The organism is Terriglobia bacterium (assembly GCA_036496425.1).
Lineage (GTDB): Bacteria > Acidobacteriota > Terriglobia > 20CM-2-55-15 > 20CM-2-55-15 > 20CM-2-55-15.
In genome coordinates this window covers 1-19,185 of record DASXLG010000013.1, presented here as the reverse complement: position 1 = coordinate 19,185, position 19,185 = coordinate 1, and the positions used below count along the sequence as shown (strand labels likewise).

The 19,185-nt window shown below is 56.6% G+C and carries 13 protein-coding genes; 3 read left to right on the top strand and 10 right to left on the bottom strand.

What is annotated here, in order from left to right; all coding sequences use genetic code 11:
• Positions 1-3: 3 nt before the first annotated feature.
• The 3 genes from VGK48_00715 to VGK48_00705 all read right to left on the bottom strand — a co-directional run bounded on the left by VGK48_00715 (position 4) and on the right by VGK48_00705 (position 4,502).
• On the bottom strand, positions 4-2,265 hold the full coding sequence (locus VGK48_00715; GenBank protein ID HEY2379675.1) for a TOMM precursor leader peptide-binding protein: 2,262 nt from the start codon (positions 2,263-2,265) through the stop codon (positions 4-6).
• A 161-nt stretch (positions 2,266-2,426) separates the two neighbouring features.
• Positions 2,427-2,804 (bottom strand): hypothetical protein, encoded by a 378-nt coding sequence (locus VGK48_00710; GenBank protein HEY2379674.1) that lies wholly within the window; start codon positions 2,802-2,804, stop codon positions 2,427-2,429.
• Positions 2,805-3,059: 255 nt separating this feature from the next.
• Complete coding sequence (locus VGK48_00705; protein HEY2379673.1) at positions 3,060-4,502, bottom strand: aromatic ring-hydroxylating dioxygenase subunit alpha; 1,443 nt, start codon at positions 4,500-4,502, stop codon at positions 3,060-3,062.
• Positions 4,503-4,774: 272 nt separating this feature from the next.
• On the opposite strand from VGK48_00705, the gene VGK48_00700 reads away from it, so the two are divergent.
• Entirely contained in the window at positions 4,775-6,898 is a 2,124-nt protein-coding gene (locus VGK48_00700) for a radical SAM protein (protein HEY2379672.1), read from the top strand.
• Between the two features lie 27 nt (positions 6,899-6,925).
• Entirely contained in the window at positions 6,926-8,761 is a 1,836-nt protein-coding gene (gene asnB / locus VGK48_00695) for an asparagine synthase (glutamine-hydrolyzing) (protein HEY2379671.1), read from the top strand.
• A 107-nt stretch (positions 8,762-8,868) separates the two neighbouring features.
• On the opposite strand, the gene VGK48_00690 is transcribed toward asnB, so the two are convergent.
• Positions 8,869-9,246, bottom strand: a complete 378-nt coding sequence (locus VGK48_00690; GenBank protein ID HEY2379670.1) for a hypothetical protein — start codon at positions 9,244-9,246, stop codon at positions 8,869-8,871.
• Between the two features lie 250 nt (positions 9,247-9,496).
• The gene (locus VGK48_00685) at positions 9,497-10,069 is read right to left on the bottom strand and encodes a cyclic nucleotide-binding domain-containing protein (protein HEY2379669.1); all 573 of its coding nucleotides are present in this window, start codon (positions 10,067-10,069) and stop codon (positions 9,497-9,499) included.
• Positions 10,070-10,186: 117 nt separating this feature from the next.
• On the opposite strand from VGK48_00685, the gene VGK48_00680 reads away from it, so the two are divergent.
• On the top strand, positions 10,187-11,380 hold the full coding sequence (locus VGK48_00680; GenBank protein ID HEY2379668.1) for a hypothetical protein: 1,194 nt from the start codon (positions 10,187-10,189) through the stop codon (positions 11,378-11,380).
• Here VGK48_00680 and VGK48_00675 read toward each other — a convergent pair.
• The 5 genes from VGK48_00675 to VGK48_00655 form a co-directional block, all read right to left on the bottom strand.
• Entirely contained in the window at positions 11,361-12,803 is a 1,443-nt protein-coding gene (locus tag VGK48_00675; GenBank protein HEY2379667.1) for an NHLP bacteriocin system secretion protein, read from the bottom strand. The two genes, VGK48_00680 and VGK48_00675, sit on opposite strands and share 20 nt — an antisense overlap.
• 7 nt (positions 12,804-12,810) lie before the next feature.
• Positions 12,811-13,704, bottom strand: coding sequence for a Rieske 2Fe-2S domain-containing protein (locus tag VGK48_00670; protein HEY2379666.1), 894 nt, complete (start codon positions 13,702-13,704; stop codon positions 12,811-12,813).
• Positions 13,704-16,595 carry an NHLP bacteriocin export ABC transporter permease/ATPase subunit gene (locus VGK48_00665; protein HEY2379665.1) on the bottom strand — a complete coding sequence of 964 codons (2,892 nt, stop codon included), beginning with the start codon at positions 16,593-16,595 and terminating at the stop codon, positions 13,704-13,706. Before VGK48_00665 ends, VGK48_00670 begins: the two co-directional genes overlap by 1 nt.
• A complete protein-coding gene (locus VGK48_00660) occupies positions 16,592-18,787 on the bottom strand; it encodes an NHLP family bacteriocin export ABC transporter peptidase/permease/ATPase subunit (GenBank protein ID HEY2379664.1) in 2,196 nt (731 codons plus the stop codon). The genes VGK48_00665 and VGK48_00660 overlap by 4 nt, the downstream gene beginning before the upstream one ends.
• Positions 18,787-19,185: NHLP bacteriocin system secretion protein (locus VGK48_00655; protein ID HEY2379663.1), on the bottom strand; the 399-nt coding region annotated here is incomplete at its 5' end. The genes VGK48_00655 and VGK48_00660, both read right to left, overlap by 1 nt.

Here is a 19,185-nt window from a genome sequence, read left to right as displayed (position 1 = left end):
GATTCAGAAAAAAATGCTGTATGGATTGAGTTCTTCGAAAGATCTGGGCCGGTTGAGCCAGCCCATAGCCACAGGCGTCTCGTAGAGCCGGCGTTTGCCAAGACGGCGCCAGAAATGGCAAAGCTCAGGTACCACGACTTTGACAACGTTCAGACCAATGTCCGGACGAGTCTGGTCGAGCACAAGCATTTCAAAACCTTTCCGCCGGCACAGTTCTATGCAGTGCTCGACATCTTCAAGCAAATCCTGGCTCGATGGATTCTCGAACTCACCCAAAGATATGGCAGGCTTCTCCGGATCGGGCGACAAATACTCATTATTTTCAAGCCGCGCTGTGGTCCACCAATGCTTGGAGAGCGCGTCGCCGAAAGTGTATCGCGTCGACCCGTCCGGCCTGGCCAGTGATATCGAGGGGAGAAACTGATTGACTTCCGTAACCGCGCGCAGCATCGCAATCTTGGGATCAAAATGCGAGCCGAATCCCAATAGAATATCCTCCACCGGCTTGTCGATCCGCCTCGAAATGCACGCGAAAGTCGCAATGCCAAGATCGCTGGTGACATCCAACACCCAGATATCGCGTTTGAGCGATACGTAATACTTCTGGATCGCTTTCAGATAAGGCAGACCAAAGCTTTCGATGTCCACGCCGCGCCGTTTAATCCGGTTGTAAAACCAGAGCGCTACCGCGTCGCGTTCGACCAATTCAAAGAAGCCCTGGAGAATGGCTTCCTCCAATGTATTGCCGGCGGCAGTGCCGTTGGAGTCGGGAGCGCACCAGCGCTGTTCCGAGAATTCCGGATGTCCATAGTAACAATAGGCTGTCGGTAGGTACTTCAGCTTATTGGCCGTCAGTGACCAGAGGGGCGACCAGTCGATCTCTCGATTTCGATCGAAGGGCTGACAAATCAACTCGCAACGCGAACCCATCGCACGCTTCGCGTTCCATTCCGCGCGCATTTCGAACTGCTCGGAACTGAAACCCATGCATTCATTCGGATGAATGGCGTCGGGCTGCAAGTTCACCAGGGTGCCACGGCGTGTGTACTCGTCGTGGTGATAACGCCCGGAGTATCGCTCGAGTGCTTCGCACAGAGCGCTGGCCTTGGCTTGAGCGATACTGGCGCCTTTTCCGCCACTCAGTCCACGAATGCTTTCACGCAGAAGCGCCACGTCGTCCAGGCCCATCGAAAAGTTGTGTCCTGCCACAAAATTGGGTGTCAATTCGTTCCATGCCCCTAGCGCGGGAAGCAACATGGTGACAGCCCCCAGGTAAGGACTGATGTGGTGCTGGTACTTTTCGAAGGTCTGCTCCGGCGTATGCGTGCGATGGCCTCCATCTTCCTGGAAGTGCTTCAGCTGTTTTCCCAGTGCGATGGACTGCATTCCTCGATTCCGCATCAGGTCCGGATTCCCGCATTCTGTGCACTGGGGACGCCGCACCAGTTCGTGATGCTGCGCGGCGGTATTGGCCAGGTCCAATGACATCATTCTGCCGCGGAGACGTGCAGACTCCGGGAATGCCAACCATTCTGTGGCGGCCGTCACTGCGAGGGATGAAGCAAGTTCCAGCGAAGCCGGCAGGGTGGCAACGGAGGTCACAACCGGCTTCTGAGGCGAGGTGTGGTCCTGAATGTATTGTTCCGCCATCCGGTTCGCTTCGAGCCGCTGGCGTAAGCAATGCCAACATCCGGTTTTGTTCGGCTCGAAGATCGGCCCGATCCACAGGACCAGCCCAACCGGTTTAAACAACATCCACGGGCGATTTTCGCGGAGACAGGTCCGGTTGATTTCTTCCAATTCTCCACGCAGATAATCATCCGTTGCAACGACGAGAAGCTGTGAACGCGCCTGATCTAACGCGATACCGTTCGCCAGGAAAGCCTCGCTTAACGGGAGCGCGGAGGCTCGGCCCAACCCTTGTACCGAGACCGCGAGCTCATGCGGCGCCCTTTTAGCAGGACCACCCTCACGGGGATATTCCCAGAAAGCTTGTGCGGCCGGTCCTGCGGCAGAGTCGCCGCCCTCGACAAGGTAGCCGCGGCGCTCGAGTTCATTCAACGTAGAAAAAATCTGAGGTAGAGGAAGCCGCTGTTCACAGTCGCGCGCGATGTCGCTGATGCTGCGCACGCCGTCCAGCAGCGGAGCCAGTATGCAATACCGCTCGCCCTCCAAAATCAACTGGCGGTGTTCATCTAACAGAAACACGGCCCGGCCTGCGACGTGGACGTCAAATGAAGCACGAAAACGGGGTTTTAACAACACAGGTCTTGGTTCAACAACAGTGAGAGAGGAAAATCTTCCGCGTCCTTCCCCTGCGATTCCGGAGCTGAACGCGGAAGATGCGATTTCGCCGAACCGATTTCAGGAGGGAACAGACGCCTGCTTTTCCCCTCCCGAAATCCGGCATGAAAAAAAGCCTGTCGTTAGCAGCAGCAGGGCGTGCAGCAGCAGGAACTGATGCTGAGGCCGCCTGCAACCGACATCAACTCGCTGTCCGAAAGCGCCTCGCTACCGGTACCTTCGGGCGGGTGTGCGACAAAATAAAAGGGGATATTCCCTTTCTTTTTGCCTTCAACCCACAGCTGGTAAGCGCTGTCCGCCGTCGTGTCGGTAATACCGAGAGAGTTCGGTGCGCCTGGTTGCAGAAGGGTCACTGAGGCCTTTTCAGCATCCAACCCATGCTCCTTCAGGACTGCACTGGGTTCTTTTTTGAAACGGTCCAACAGAGAGGGCATGCCCCAAATTTGAACCATGAGGTTGCCGTAACGTTGCAGGAATTGAGCTTGTGTAATTTCAGCCATACATCTCCTCTGGAATTGAGTTGGGCAAACAGTTTACTTACGAACCAAGTCTCCGTCTTCCAATGCGCCAACTCAAAAATGTTACAGTGCCAGCAAAACCAGCACCTACCGCACTGAGCAGCCTGGCGCACCAGAGGGTAGAGTCTTGTCAAACGTGGTCGGGATCATAAGAAAGTGACGTGCAATACGCAAGCGGTTTTCTGGACAAATCTGCCGGCGGCGCCAAACGTCCCAAAACCGCGGCCGGCCTGGGACTTAGAAGCCCAGATCTTTAATAGGGACATCGATAGGCCCGGAAACTTTTTGCATGGCGGGTACCAGCTTGTCGTAGCCGAGACCCGCGAGAAAGCCGTCGATGACCCGGTGATTATTGCTGATCAAGCCCTCGACGTCTTTCGACAGCCGCATAAATTCAAAGCCTTTCGTGTGGAGCCCCTGCTGCTGCCGCGGCATATTCGAAAAATCCTGCCTGGGAAACGGCGGCCAGCTCGGATCGTCGAGTTTCAGGGGTACCGGCGTCTGGATCGGCCGCTGCTCCTCGCCTTCGGGATAACGTTTGAGCGACCAGACCTCGAACAGGCATTCTTCGGATCCCAGCGGACGGATGCGGTAGGACGCCGCCGCGCTGTAGGTCGGAAGCATGAAAAAGTGTGGAAAGCAGAAGTTGACCGATGTCATCACCTCGCGATCCATCACCTCATTCAGATCGGGGGTGTCGAGCTTTTCCTTCCGGTTGCGCTCAGTGATGGCGTCGTGAAGCGCGCGATTGTACATTTTGATCGCACCAAGGAGATCGCGGGCCGGCAGTTCCATGTTCTCCAGGTCTCTCATGGCCTGGATGTCCTGTTCGCCGACCATTCCGGCCATCCCGTCTCTCAGCATTTGATAGAAGTGGGGAAAGCCCTTGATGAGCATTCGGGGGTCGAACATCGTCGAGGCGGCAGCCATATTCGAGGCGGCAGCCGGAAGCGCCGCGAAATTGGCCATCGGGAAAATCTGCCGATCCAGCGGCCGGAAGGCCGAGTTGCGGATGTTCTGACCGGGGGGAAGCTGCTGAGGGTGCGTCTGAGCGATGTGATAGCCTTCGAAAAAGGCTTCCATTGCAAGCTTCCAGTTGACCGGAAGATGCGCGGCATACCACCACTCCACCTTCAAGCCTTCCACATGCCAAACGTCGTGCATGGTCGCAAACGGCTCTATACAGTCGCGCAGCGGCGGCGCATTGTCGTCGAGATTGATGAAAGCGCATCCGCCCCAGGTCTCGACACGGCATTCCCGGAGTTTCAAGTCCTCTTTGTTGAGCTGACGTTCCGAGAACACCTCCGGCGTATAAACGAAGGTGTTCTCGCCTTTCAGATTCCACGACCAGCCATGGAACCGGCAAACAAATGCGTTACACCGGCCGCGATCATTTGCCAGCTTCACGCCGCGGTGCCGGCAGTGGTTGTGAAAAGCTTTGACGGTGTTTTCGTCGACCCGCGTGACGATAATCGACTGGCCCAGATTCTCGTAGACCGAAAAACTGCCGGGCTTCGGAATCTCCTCCAGCCGGCAGGCCATCTGCCAGACCCGGGGCCACAGCATCTCGCATTCCAGCTTGTAGAAATCCTCGTCGTAGTACCGCTGGGCTGCGATGCGGTCCGGTTCCGTGACCTCGAACGGAACGGTATTCGGGGATCCCGGCACAGGCTTGTTCATTGCAATACTTCGGACCTTTCTTTTTCAGGTTGAGCGCCTTGGAGCTTCCAATCGTATCAGCACGAACCATGAAAAGCTCGCACGATACGAATACGCTTGACACGACTCCAAAGGCTGGCGAGCATAGCATTCCTGGAAAATGTCACCGGCAAAAATGTTGCAGGCGCTTCCAAAACGAGCAAAGGAAATGCTTGCAATTGTGATGACACAGCGGCTTATTAGTTATTTCCAGCCCGATTTCCAGTCACTGACAGAACAAAGGGAGTAGTCGCATGGACAAACTGACGCATGAGGCCGCGAGCCATCCGGTAACAGTTAGCCTGGTCTGCATTACGACCGGCATGAACCTCAGCCGGGCGCGGACCGATTTTGAACATCTGGCCGACGGCAGCTTGTCCGAAAGGAGTTCCGAATCGGCGCGTGGCTGGGAAATGCTGCCTTACCAGACAGGCCTGCTCCAGGTCTACGCTCAAACCCATGCTGCGGATCCTGCCAGATATAAGTTCAGGCTGCCTCTTCATCGAAGGCGATCCGTCGAGAAATCGGTCCCTGAACTCCTGGGAGCGGATATCGCAGGTTTCAGCACTTATGTCTGGAATATGCGTCACAGCCTGAAAATCGCCCGGCTTCTCAAAGAACGGGAACCCGGCGTACTCATCATGTTCGGCGGCCCGCAGGTGCCTGATCGGGCAGAAGGCTTCCTGCGTGAAAACCCATTCGTCGATGTGGCCGTGCATGGTGAAGGGGAACGCATTTTTCTCCGGCTTCTGGAAGCGTTTCCGTCAAATGACTGGAGTGAAATTCCATCAGTCAGCTTTCTGGACAAGGCCGGCCGGTTTATCCATCACCCGAAAGGCGCCAGGATCGAGGATCTGGCAGTCATTCCCCCAGTCTATGCGAGCGGCGTTTTTGACCCGCTGCTCGAAGCGAATCCCAATACCGAATGGATGGCTCCGATTGAGACCAATCGCGGCTGCCCCTTTTCCTGCACTTTCTGCGACTGGGGATCTGCAACAGCCACGAAGGTTTTCAAATTCAGCCTCGAGAATATTTACAAGGAATTTGACTGGATCGGTCAGCACAAAGTGGAGACGGTTTTCTGCTGCGACGCGAATTATGGCATGTTGCCGCGCGATGTCGAGATCACCGATTACATTGCGGATGTGCGCACCAGGACCAACTACCCGCGCGTGTTCGTCACGCAGAATACGAAGAACTCCACCGAGCGGTCATACCGCGTCCAGAAACGCTTGAATGACGTCGGATTGAATTCCGGAGTCACCCTCTCGTTCCAATCGCTGGATCCCACGGCTCTCCGAAGCGTCAAACGGGACAACATATCCATCGATTCTTTTGCGCAATTGCAGAGCCGGTACAAGCTCGAGGAAATTCCCACGTATACCGACATTATTCTGGGCCTTCCCGGTGAGACCTATGACAGCTTTGTCGACGGGTTTTCCACGATAATCGCCGGCGGACAACATCGCCACCTGTTTTTCTACAACTGCCAGTTGCTGCCGAATGCAGAAATCTCGCTGCCGGAACAGGTGAAAGAGCACGGCCTGGTGACGGTGGACCAGGAGATCGTGGAAGTGCATTCGGATATCGACAAGTGCAGAAACGAGGAAACCCCGGAGTACGTGAAGACCGTAATCGCCACGAACGCCCTTCCTGCGGACCAGTGGGTCGAAGCGAAAACCGTGATGTGGATGGCAGAACTGGTTTACTTCCAGCGCCTTCTTCAGCTGCCATTCGTTGTGCTGCACGAACTTTATGGACTGGATTACGGCAGACTGATCGAGGCCTTTGCCAAGGCCGACGGCGAACTCTTTCCTGTTGTACGGGGCGTAGTCGACTTCTTCCACCAGAGAGCGCGTGAAATCCAGAGTGGTTCGTGGGAGTACTGCCCTTCGGAGAAATGGTTGAACATGGTATGGCCGGCGCACGAACACGCTTTGATCGGGCTCGTGCAGGATTCGAAGCTGGGCGCATTTTACCAGGAGGCAAAAGGCATCCTTCTGCAGTATGCACAGGAGAAAGTTCCGGCGGGCCTGGATCCGCTACTTCTCATCGAAGCCGTCGACTTCAACCAGAAACTGTTCCGCATTCCGTTCCCTGGTAGCAGCCTTAGAGTCCGCGTGCAGCACAATCTGTGGGAGTTCTATCAGGGCGTCCTTGCAGGAAAGCCGGTTCCATTGGAAAACAAGCCCGTTGCATATGCAGTATGGCGGACCCGTCCCGGCTTCAAGCGCTTCGACGATTGGCTGGAATATCTGATTTACTCCCATAACAGCAGGCAGGACTATCTTTATCCGTGCACTCTGCTGCCACCGGAGCCAAAGCCCGAGGACGTTGCGTCTCAGCCGGCCCACGCAGTGGCCGAACAGCATACGTAATCCGTCTTTCAGGCTGCGAGGCGACTGATGTGCGGGATCTCAGGGGTACTCGGCTGGAGACAGGATCTTTCCCAATCCTGCCCGGACCTCACCGCGATGTCTGCTGCACTCCGCCATCGCGGCCCGGACGGCAGCGGCGTCTGGCGTTCTGCCCACATCGCACTGGCTCATCGCCGGCTATGCGTGATCGACCCCAGCGGTGGATCTCAGCCGATGCTTTACAAGCACGCAGACCGCACATTCGCGGTTTCCTATAACGGCGAAATCTACAACTTTCGCGAACTCCGCCGCGAACTGGAGAGCCGGCGCCACCGGTTTCAAACCCAGTCCGATACCGAAGTTCTGCTCGCCGCATACGCCGAGTGGGGAGCGGAATGCATCAACCATTTCAATGGGATCTTTGCCTTCGCCCTGTGGGACGACTACCGTCAAATGCTGGTGCTCGCCCGCGATCGTCTCGGGGTCAAACCGCTGTTCTACACCGAGCTAACCGACTCGATCCTGTTCGCTTCAGAAATCAAGTCGCTGCTGGCCCACCCGGCAGTCAAAGCGGAAGTTGACAACGACGGCCTGGCGGAACTGTTCAGCCCCGTGCAGCTGCGCACACCAGGCTTTACCATCTATCGGAACGTCCTCGAGGTTGGCGCGGGAGAGTACATCACCTTCAACCGCGAGGGCAGGCGTTCGACCCGATATTGGTCATTGATAAGCGCCCCTCATACCGACGATGTGGACACGACGGTTGAGAATATCCGGAACCTTCTCGAGGACACGGTCAGGAGGCAATTGATCGCGGATGTTCCCGTTGTGACAATGTTGTCGGGAGGCATCGATTCCAGCGGCGTCACTGCCCTGGCTGCCCGGGAACTGGGGAGTCAAGGCAAAAGCCTTAATACTTATTCCGTGGATCCCTCTGGAGGCATCAGTGCCTTCCGGGATGCGGACCAACCGAGCACCGATGGCTTCTGGGCCGGTGAGGTTTCACAATTTCTCGGGACTCATCATCATTTTGTGACCGTCAGCCCCCAGCAGCTTCTGGAGGACCTTTCTGTTCCCACCATTGCTCGCGATGCGCCGGGATTCGGACAGCTGGATACCTCCCTCTACCTCCTTTGCAAACGCATCAAGCAAAGAGGGACCGTTGCGCTTTCCGGGGAAACTGCAGATGAGATTTTCGCGGGCTATTCCTGGTATCACTCGCCCGATGCGCTGAAGATCAGAGCATTCCCCTGGCTCGTCACCATGCCGCCCGCGGCCACAGGACCCCAAAGTCTGTTCTGGGTGTCGCCCCAGATCCGGGAAAAGGCTCAACCCCTCGCTTACCTGCAGAGAAGATATGAGGAAGCCACCGCGAACATACCGAAATGCGACGGAGAAGACCCTCTCCTGGCCAGACGCAGAGAGATCTTTTATCTCACGCTAACCAACTGGTTGCAGATGCTGCTGGATCGTAAGGACAGGATGAGCATGGCGGCCGGCCTGGAAGTTCGAGTGCCGTTTTGCGACCATCGGCTTGTCGAGTATCTGTGGAATGTTCCGTGGGAGATGCAAACAATTGACGGACAGGAGAAAAGCCTGCTGCGGCGAGCGTGGGCAGGGTTGGTTCCTGAAGGCGTCCGGCTGAGGAAGAAGAGCGCATATCCCGTATCCGACGAGCCTGAATATCTGGCCGGACTTCGGCGGCTCACAATCGAATTATTGAATGCGCAGTCGGCAGTTTGTCCTTTTGTCAATGTGCCTGCCGTCAAGGCGATTGCGGAGGGACAGATTCCCGGAATGGCTCCTCACGTTGCTGCAATACTGCTGGAGCGAGTCATTCAAATTGACATCTGGTTGAAACACTACCGGGTGAGTATTCGTTAGAGGGCCGGGCGGCCGGGCGAGAAGAAAAATCTTCCGCGTCCTTCCCCATGCTATTCCGGAGATGAACGCGGAAGATCAAATTCAGCTGAACTGAAAGGAGTGTTTCGTTAGCAGCAGCAGGGCGAGCAGCAGCAGGAGCTGATGCTGAGGCCGCCTGCGACCGACATCAACTCGCTGTCCGAGAGTGCCTCGCTGCCGACACCTTCGGGCGGTTGCGAGACAAAGTAAAAGGGAATGTTCCCTTTCTTTTTGCCTTCAACCCACAATTGGTAAGCGCTTTCCGCTGTCGTATCGGTAATGCCGACGGAGTTCGGTGCGCCCGGTTGCAGAAGGGTCACGGATGCCTTTTCAGCATCCAATCCATGCTCCTTCAGGACTGCGCTGGGGTCTTTTTTGAAACGGTCCAACAGGGCCGGCATGCCCCAGATTTGCACCATCAGGTTGCCGTAACGTTGCAGGAATTGAGCTTGTGTTATTTCAGACATATTTCTCCTCTGGAATTGAGTTGGGCAAACAATTTACGTACGGGACCAAGTCTCCGTCTTCCAATGCACCGGCCCAAAAATGTTGACAGTGCCAGCCGACCTTTAACGCGCACCGGACTGATCAGCCCCGCGCACCAGAGGGTAGAGTCTTGTCAAACGTGGTCGGATCATAAGAAAGTGACGTGCTTTAAGCAAGCGGTTTCTGGCTCTTTTATGCAGTGATTCCAGTCACAAAAAAGTAACAAATCTTTCAGAATTTCACGCCTTCTGTAACTGCCGCGGCCCGCCCTTTTTCCATGTCGAGTTTTTCGATCAGTGACTGAAACCGCCTGGCTGCCAGGTCGAGACGGTCGAAGAGCGCGGGCGAGAATTCTCCCGCTTCTTCGACGTCCAGGTTCCTGCTTTCAGAGGTGCCGTAGGCCAATGTAAGAGTCATATCGCGCAGACGGGTTGCGAGCATGACTCCCAGGGCACGATAGAATGAACTCGCGAAGACATGGTCGGTTTTCAGCTTCGAACGCAAGCGTGCAGCCGGAATGCTCAGCACGGCGGACCTCTCCAAAGTCGCCACCGTTGCGACCGGAGGACGCGAGTCGAGGAACGAGAGCTCGCCCACAACCTCGCCTGCTTCCAATTCAGCAACGACCTTGTCCTTCGTCTTTACCGAGAATTTGCCCTCCAGCGTAATGTAGAGGACGGTAATTGGCTTGCCTTCCTCGATCAACACGTGCTTCGGAGCCAGCCATTCGCGAGTTCCCGCGGCGACAAGCCAGTCCAAGGCATGCTCATCCAATTCAGATAGAAGATACAGAACTTTTCGCATGGGCTCGGCTCCTTTTTCGCATCAGCTGCGTTTTAGAATCAAAACGCGGTGTCACGATAAACACAAGCGTGTTGGTCGAATATAGCTGTATAGAGCAATGTTATACTCACCGCATTCATGCGACAAGGGGATTCGAGTGAGGACCGCCTGATAGCGCGCCGGGCTGTACTTGCGCAATTGGGAGGAACGCCTGAAACAGTATCCAAAGCGCTGGAATACTGTGAAAACCACTTTGCGTTACAAAATCTGCCTCCACCGCCGATACTTCCGCTGCCGGACGAGCCGCATTTGACGTTCTGGCGGGCGCATCTCCAGCAATACGGCAGCGAGGCATTTGCCGCCCTCCAGTCAGGTCTCCCCCAGTTTTCGATTCCGCTTCGGGCCGGAATCTCAAAGACCGCAGCTTACAAGGCCGTGGTCCACGACGGTCTGCCTTTCCAGGAAGCAGCGTTCGGGGGCTGCCTCACGCTGGAGCGTCCGGCGGAAATTCGCCTCGTCATCCGCGAACATCCCGCAGGAGCCCTGCCGGTTTTGATAATAAAACACCGGCCGGACTTCGAAATGCTCATAGGCGCGCTCGCGCTTCATCATGAACCGGGACAAACAAATGCCTCCGTCAATGCGCGAATGATTTCGGGCTTCTTGAATTGGGAACGGGTGCGCGGCTACCAGGCCGAATGGATCGGAGCGCATGGCTTGGCCGGCATCAACAGTTGGCCGAAGGAGAGGCTCCGGGTGGCGACGGATGAGAAATGGCGGTTTTACGATCGGCTGATGGTGATCTGCGAGCATCCTTACAGTAATTCAACCGCCAGTGCTCTCGGCCTCGATATGAATGAACAACGCTGGCTCGAGACTTCGACAGTGTTGCGGCTCGAACACGAGTTCACACATTATGCGACCTACCGTCTCTACGGCTATATGGCTCTCAATCTTTTTGATGAGACGATTTGTGATTGGGCTGGGATGATGCTCGCGTTGGGACGATTCGATAGCCGCCGGCTTCTTCACTTTCTTGGGCTTGAAAGTCCGGGACAAGTCCGCCCGGACGGCAGGGTCCTTACCTACTGCCAGGGCCTGGATGAAAATAGCCTTCGGCTGATCTGTGAACTGATGAGACGCGTTGCCGAAGGGCTGGAAGAACTGACGACCGCAAATTATGTGGAGAAGGATCGAGTCATTTTCTGGCTCGCGCTGACGCGGTTAAACCTGGAATTGATAGCCGCCGAAGACAGACAGGCGTTCTTTCAAGAAAGCTACGCCGCCGCCGCTAACCTGCTGCGGTCTCGAACTATTGCAACATCGGAATAATGAATGTGATCGGCGCTCGTGTTTCGATTGTGCCAAGGGCGGCCGCGATTGTCCCGGACGTCAGTTCAGTCGCCGGGCCGCTCGTCAGATCCCACTTGTACCCGGAAGGGTTTTTGGGATCCACGTCCAATTGCGCGATCACCGCGATCTGGTAGCCGCCGTCCGTCAATGTGCGTGCGACCGTCGCATTGCCGACTACTTTTGCCGCGCCCTCCGTGCTGACGGGAAACCGGGAAACCGACGTGACATGTGCAACAGCGCTGCCGTAGCGCTCCCGTGTCACCGTGGCAGGCGTGAGCAGCAGCCGGGTTCCCGGCTGGATTCGCTTGCCGTCTTCCACCTTGAAATAGGCAACAGCCTGGAGCTTCCGCGACGTGTCTCCTGTATCGATCGCCCCAAGGCGCTGGCCCCGCGTCACCAGACTCCCATCTGCAGCCGTCAATTCGACGATCCGGCCCGCCTGTTCGCTGTGGATCTCGCGGTTCTCGGTCAGCTGTTTCTGAAGCTGTTCGACCGTTCGTTGCAACTGCCGGACCTGCAATGACTGGGATGTAGACATCTGGGCTTCCGTCTGGTCGATCTCGACTTCCTGATTTGCCAGCTCCTGGAATTGCTCGTTGAGGTCGGCCACCGTGTCCTCCTGTCCCTGAACACGGTTGAAGGAACGCAATTCACTTTCGTCGGCTTCGGTTTTTGACAGGCTGAGCTGAGTCGATTGAAGTTCGAGCCCCATCACTTTTTGGACCTGATCACTATATGCCTGGCGGGCTGTCACCACTTCGTCTGCCGAACGGAGTTGTTGCAGGCGCAGGTCTTCTGCGCGTTTTAACTCCGTTTCCAGGTTGGTCAGCCGCCTCTTCTCGAGTTCAAGCAGACCTTCGAGATTTTGCTTTTGCTGATCCAGGGTCTTCGTATTGGCACTGGCATTCTGTTGCGTCAAGCCCTGGCTCTCTGACGCCTGTTGCTTCAAAATGGCAATACGTTCAGTAAGCATTTTGCGTTTGCGCACGAGCGATTCTTTTTCCAGGCGCAGGTCGGTGTCGGTCAACGAATGGATGACCTTATTGCGTTCCTGAATTTCGCCGAGCTGCTCCTGAGCCTGTGCCAGGTCCTTCTCGATCAACGGCTGATCAACGATAGCCAGCAGCTGTCCTTTCTCGACGTGGTCCCCAACCTTCACGTACCACTTACCGACCTGGCCCGTGGCATTCGACTGAAATGGAACGACGGCCTCGGGCAGCAGCAGGATCGCATTGCCTTTCGCATCGATATCAATTCTGCCGAAAAGAAGGAATCCTAACAGCCAGACAACAATGCCTGCGAAAATCGCAGGCGCGACCCAACTCCGCCCGTAGAGGACGGGCAGGACACGATAGCTCTCTTCGGGTGAGTGAACTTCCAGACGCTGAGTTTGTGTTGCCATGACGTTGTTAAGCGACGAATCGTTTGCAGAATTCCCTGAATGCCACTGCGGCGGCGTCCCGCGGCCTCCACGCCGGGGCATGGTCCCGGGCAACGTGCCTCCACACCGCACGGTCCTGCTCGAGTCCCTGTCTGCTTGCTTCCATGAAAAGATCTCTAAAGTTATGGTCAATCGGCGGCTTTAACCCCAGGGTGACGCGGATGGTGCACCGATTCGGCTGCTCGCCGGCCGTTGCCGTGCTCATGACGATGTAGTTGTAAGGCGGATCGCCCGTCATTTCCGAAATCATGATGCCTGGACTGAACGCGCCCGTAGAGTACTTTACGCGTGCCGGTTGGGTGGGATTTGCAGTCGGAATGATAAACTCCCCTTCAGCCCGCAGCTCGCCGAAGCCGCCGCCGCCGAACGTGAACTCGGGTTCGTTCAGTATTGCGTGCACGGCCTTGAAATGTCCGCTGTCGAATGCATTATCGGCGACAACCTCGACCGGGGCTTCGATCTCAATGGCGAATCCCGGAATCAGCTCGAAGCGGCGTTGCAGGTCTTGCAAACCAGCCGGAAAATCCGGCTTCATCGAGTCGGACATGCCGACGAACACGCCCCCGCCGATCACAAGAGAAGCGTAGTCCCGGGCAAAAAATCCCGCGGCAGCAGTGCCGAGATGAACTCTTTCGCCGTGAAATGGGCAGACAACATGGTCGTCGCATACTTTCCCGCCATAGGCGAGATTCGCGCCTCGATGCGGGCAGGTAGCGTCGAAAACGCGAATGCTTCCGTTGCGTTTCAATGCCATCAGGCGCCGTTCGGCGAGATGAATGGGCGTCAGTCCTTCGGCCAGTTCATGCTCGAAAGCAATTTGATACCATCCATGCCGATACATCCTGGAAGCGACCTCCTCCATCAAGCCATCTGCCTCGAAATAAGATCTTTGAACGTCCCATCGCGCCGGCTCATGTCTTCAAACGTGCCCTGTTGCACCATTCTGCCGCGATCGATGACATAAATCTTGTCCGCCTTGCGAATGGTGCTCAGGCGGTGTGCAATCGTGACCCGCGTCACCTTTCGGCGTTCCAGCGTCTCTGTCACGATCGCCTGCGTTTTGTTGTCCAATGCGCTTGTGGCTTCATCGAAGAACACGATTCGTGGACGCGTTGCCAGGGCGCGGGCGATCAGCAATCTTTGCCGCTGGCCACCGGAGAAATTGACGCCGCCTTCAGCGACGACGGTATGCAAACCCATCGGCATGTTTTCGACGTCCTCGTTCATTCCTGCGCTGGCGATGGCATCCCAGATTTCGGCATGGCTGAGCTTGGCATTATTCGCGACGTTCTCGACAATCGAGCCGGAATTGAGCCGTCCGTTTTGCAGGACGGCGCCGATCTGGCGGCGGACCGCCAGTACATCCAGACCGGCCAGATCCTGTCCATCATATAGAATTCTGCCCGACTGCGGCCTTTCGAATCCAAGCAGAAGGCGCATGATGGTGGACTTGCCCGAACCTGACGGCCCGACGAAGGCAACGAACTCACCCGGCTTTATTGTGAATGAGACGTCGTCCAGGATCAAAGGTCCGTCTGTTGCGTAACGGAAAGAAACGCCCTCAAACGTGACGACTCCCTTTAATCGGCCCGGGTCGGATGCATCCTCAGCGACTTCGGGCGCTTCATCAAGAATCGGTTTAATCCGGCGGCCCTTCAAAATGGACCCGATAACGCTGACCAGGGTATTGCTGACGTCGGTCCAGCCCGCCAGATAGATGGTGAACGCCGTAGTGAACGCAATGAACTCGCCGATCGTGATGTAGTTCGGATCGGTCGGCTTCAGGCCGACCGTCAATGCTTGCGCCTTCCAGAACAGAAACCCCAGCGCCGCCGTCGGGACGGACAGGTTGAACATGCTGACGAGGTCTTTAAGCAACTGCGAACGTTTCATGAGCCGCAGCTGCGGCGTGTAATGCGACACCCAATGATTGAAAGCGCGGTGCTCCGCACCAGCGACCCGGAGTTTTCCGACACCGCCTACCATCTGGACCATCAGGCCGTGAAAGGCGCCCTGCAAGTCTGTCAGCTCATAGGACATGCGGGCGATGAAGTAGCTCATTACCGCGGTTACCACCAGAATGACCAGGCCGAACCAGATCGCGACCTTCGCCAACGTCCAGCTGTAATACCAGAGCAGGAAGAAATTCAGCAGGGCCATCAGACCGGTTATGAGCGGGCGCATCGTGGCGGAGTTGAGCTCGCGGCTGACTTCTCCGACGGCGTTGACCCGCATCTGAAGGTCGCCGCTCGAGTATCTCCTGAAAAAATTCGGACGGAACCGCACCAGGCGTCCCCACATGCCCGACTGCGAGTCGTACTCCGATGCAGTACCCACGCGGACCGTCGTCATGACCTGGATGTAGGTGAATACGGCGGTGGCGATTGCGGCCGCGAAGAGGACCGCGCCAAGCTCGGTAAGCAGGCGAATCTGGGCATTGGGAATGGCCTGGTCGATGAGAGTGCCGGTTACTTTCGGGGTAATCATGCCCAGCAGGGCCGCGCACAGCCCGCAGAGAAGGATCAATATGCCGTCCCTGGTGTGGCCATGAAGTGTGAACCGCAGCAGGTCCTTCACTCCCGTCATTCTGGAAGGTAAAGGCCGATACAGCATGTACGCTTCGGGAGCAAGATGCGCCAGGTGTTCCGCTGTTAATGGCTGGCGGTAACGAACCTCAGGATCGACAATGTCGTATTCACCACCGCGCGGAAGCAGGGCAACCGCCTTATGCTCCTCACCGATGAATCCAAGCAATGGACCGGCATCATGCTTCCACCATCCCGGTCCGAGGGTGACGCTGCGGTGATGTATGCGTGATGCGCGGGCAATCGGCTCGATCGGATCGTTGACCTTCGTCATATCTTCCGATGCGGCGGGGCCGGAGATCTTGATCCCCATAACGTCCCCTACGATGCCGAGGGCAGTCAGGAGCCGCGTTTCCCTTTTCTGGAACCGCTCGATAGGATCAAGGACAGAGGCTAAATCATGGAACGCCACCGCCGTGTCCAAATCGCGCAGCGTTGCGCTGGCCTTACGGCGTTCGAGCTCTGCACGTTCTTCCTCGGCGGCAAGACGCGCCAGGTGACGATTCACGAAGACATGCAGGGTGGCGAGGCCCTCCGACAAAACCGGCCCGCCGTTGGACGAAAGAAGTTGCGTGACGATCTCTGCGCTGTCCGACGAAACCTGGAGACACAGTTCGGGCGTAACCAGCAACCAGCCGTCTTCCGGTTTCAGAATCAGGTGGTCCAGTCCCAGGATCTCCGCGCAGCCTGATTTCATCCTGGCCAGGAGCAGCTTGCCGCCGTCCGCTGTCAGGATGTCCTGCTTCGAAAGGCCGTACTCTGCGGACCCGGTTGCGCGAACCGTCGGCTGCAGTTGTTCGAGATCGGCGCCCAGAATCTCACTGAGCGCGGTCACCCAGCCTCCGATATAACTTTCGTAACGGGACACCAGCTTGCCCGCCGATGCCTTCATCTGCAGTTCAACGACTTCGGTTTCTTCGCTGACGACCCCGATGAAGCCCAGATGCTCGGTTTCTGCAAGGCATTCCGTGCCGAAAATTACACCCTCTTTTCGAACGGAAAACAGGGTCCGCCGGAGGCCGACCGGCGCATCGTCATGGATAGGAGTGCTCTGAATGGCGAGGTGCCCCCGAATGACCAGCCAGGCGCGCGACGGGTCGTTGAGCAAAATGCTCTGGTTGGTGGTCAGCCGGTAATTCTTCTCTTCCTGCTCGATTTCGGGTCTCACGATGCCACTTCCTCGAGCGTGCCGGCCCCTTCGCCTGCCCGCAGCAGTTCCGCATAAAGACCCTGGGAACCCCAAAGCTTTTCGTGAACGCCTCGTTCGGCAATCTTCCCACGGTCGAGTACGATAATTTCGTCGCAATCCCGTATGGTACTCAGGCGATGAGCGACGACGATGCAGGTGCAGCCTCGAAGCCGCAGGCGTTCGACGATAATACCTTCGGTTTCCGCGTCCAGCGCGCTGGTCGCCTCATCCAGCACCAGAATGGATGGATTCTGGACCAGGGCACGGGCGATCTCGAGACGCTGGCGTTGGCCGCCGCTGAGATTGGCGCCCCCTTCCAGAAGGGGGCCGTCCAGTCCGCCGGGTATTGCCAATACGGCGTCGAGAATGGCCGCGTCCTCGCATGCCCGGACCAGCACGTCATCCGGGACGGTGCGATCCCAGAGAGTCAGATTGTCGCGCACGGTGCCTTCGAAAATCGTGATGTCTTGAGACACCATCGAAAACGAATGAACCATGACATCACGCGGAATATTCGAGCGCGGCACGCTATCCATCAGAACGGTCCCCTTCCACGGTTCATATAAACCGCAGATCAGATAGGCGAGCGTTGTCTTGCCCGATCCGCTGCCGCCCACAAAGGCGACGCGATGTCCGGGCGGAATGTCGATCGTGACATCCTCAAACAACGGATCTTCGACCGGGCTATAACCGAAAGTGATATCTTGCAGCGTTACCCTGCCCTGCAGCTGTAGCGGCCACTCTCCCGCAGACTGATCTTCCGGCCGGTCCGCTACGGCATCGGCAGCGGCCGGCGTGTCCAACACGTCATCAAGCCGCCTTAAGTCTCCGTGGATTTCCTGGATTTCATTGCTGCGGTTGATCAATTCCTTGATTGGAGTCTGGAAGCTGGACATCAGAGCCGTGAAAGCCACCAGGGTGCCGATCGACATGTTGCCCTCAATGACAGCTCTGCCGCCTAACAGATAGATCGCCACCGTGCTCAAAGAGCTGAAGAATATCGGCAAAACCGTCAAGGTCTGGGTGGCGACCTGGAGGTCCTGCATGCTGTTCACCGCCTTCGCGTAGCGGCCGGCAAAGCGCGAGAATAACGACGCCTCCTGCCCTGAGGCTTTGATGCTTTCCATCGCCTGAAGTGCGGCGATCGTCACTCCGTAGACTTTCCCGAAATCCTGCTTGAGCCGGATGTTGGCGTCAAAACGGCGTTCCCCCAGATAGTGCAGGGCGATAAAGTTGATGGAAGCAAACGCCAGGCCGACCAACGTCAAAGAGACGTTGTAATAGAACATCAGGATGGCGTAGAAGAACATCGACAGCACATCCAGACAAGTATCGGCAAGCTTGCCGGACAACACGTCCGCCAGCTGACTGTTCATGTTTTGCCGGGTGGCGATCTCACCACCATACCGCTGGGCATAAAACTGCATCGGCAGTTTGAGCAGATGCCAGAAGAAGCTGCTCGACATCGTTACCGCGAGGTGAATTTTCAAGCGGCGGAGAAACAGGAACTTGAAAAACTCCAGCACCAGCTTGAACAGAACCGTAACGGCAATCGCCACAACCAGAGGCTGGAGCCAGTCGGAGCGGGCTTCGGTCAGGATGTGGTCCAGATATATGCGCGTGAATGCGGGCGTTATGATCCCCGGCACCGTCAACAGTACAGCGATAGCCAGCAGGTACAGGAGCGCGGAGTGACAGTGCTTCAGTCTGGCCTTGATCGCATCAAGAAAACTCAGCTTTGTGCCGCCCTTTTGAAACCCTTCATCGGGCTCCATCAAAAGCACGACTCCGGTAAAGCTTGTATCGAACTCATCGAATGTCACCTTACGATGTCCATGCGCCGGATCGTTCAGGTATACGACCTTGTTCTTGAAGTCGAAATGCTCAACAACGAGGAAATGATTGAAATCCCAGAAAGCAATAAAAGGCGGCTTCAACTTCGCCACGGTATCGCGGGTTTCCCGGAACCCTTTGGCTTTCATTCCATATTTGCGTGCCGCCTTGGTCATGTTGCCGGCTTTCACTCCGTCGCGCGACACGCCGCACTCCACACGCAACTCGGACAACGGCACGATACGGCCGTGGTATTCGAGAATGATTCCTAAGCACGCTGCTCCGCATTCGACGGCTTCGAGCTGAAGCAAGAGAGGGGTTTTTACTCTTTTATTCATTATGGAATACTCTTCGTGGAGAACGACAATCCGCTCCATTCCCGTATCTTGGGCAGGATAAACGAGATTGGCGCACGCTCTTCATAGGTCACCCAGACGGCGGCTGTCGTGCCGGAAGTGATTTCCACCGCCGGTCCCCTTCGAGATGTCCAGGTGAAGCCGGAAGGACTCGAACTATCGCGCAGCAATTTCACCGTCGCTTCGATCTGATAGCCCCCCTTGGTGAGATTGGAAGCGACTTCCTGGTTGCCAATGGAGTTTACAGCTGCCTCCAGAGTCACCGGGTAGTCCGAAACGGAGGAGATTACCGCGCGAATACTGCCGTACCGGTTCTGATCGACTGTAGACGGTGAGACCCGGACCGGCATGCCCGCAGTCAGATATTTTCCGACGCTGTC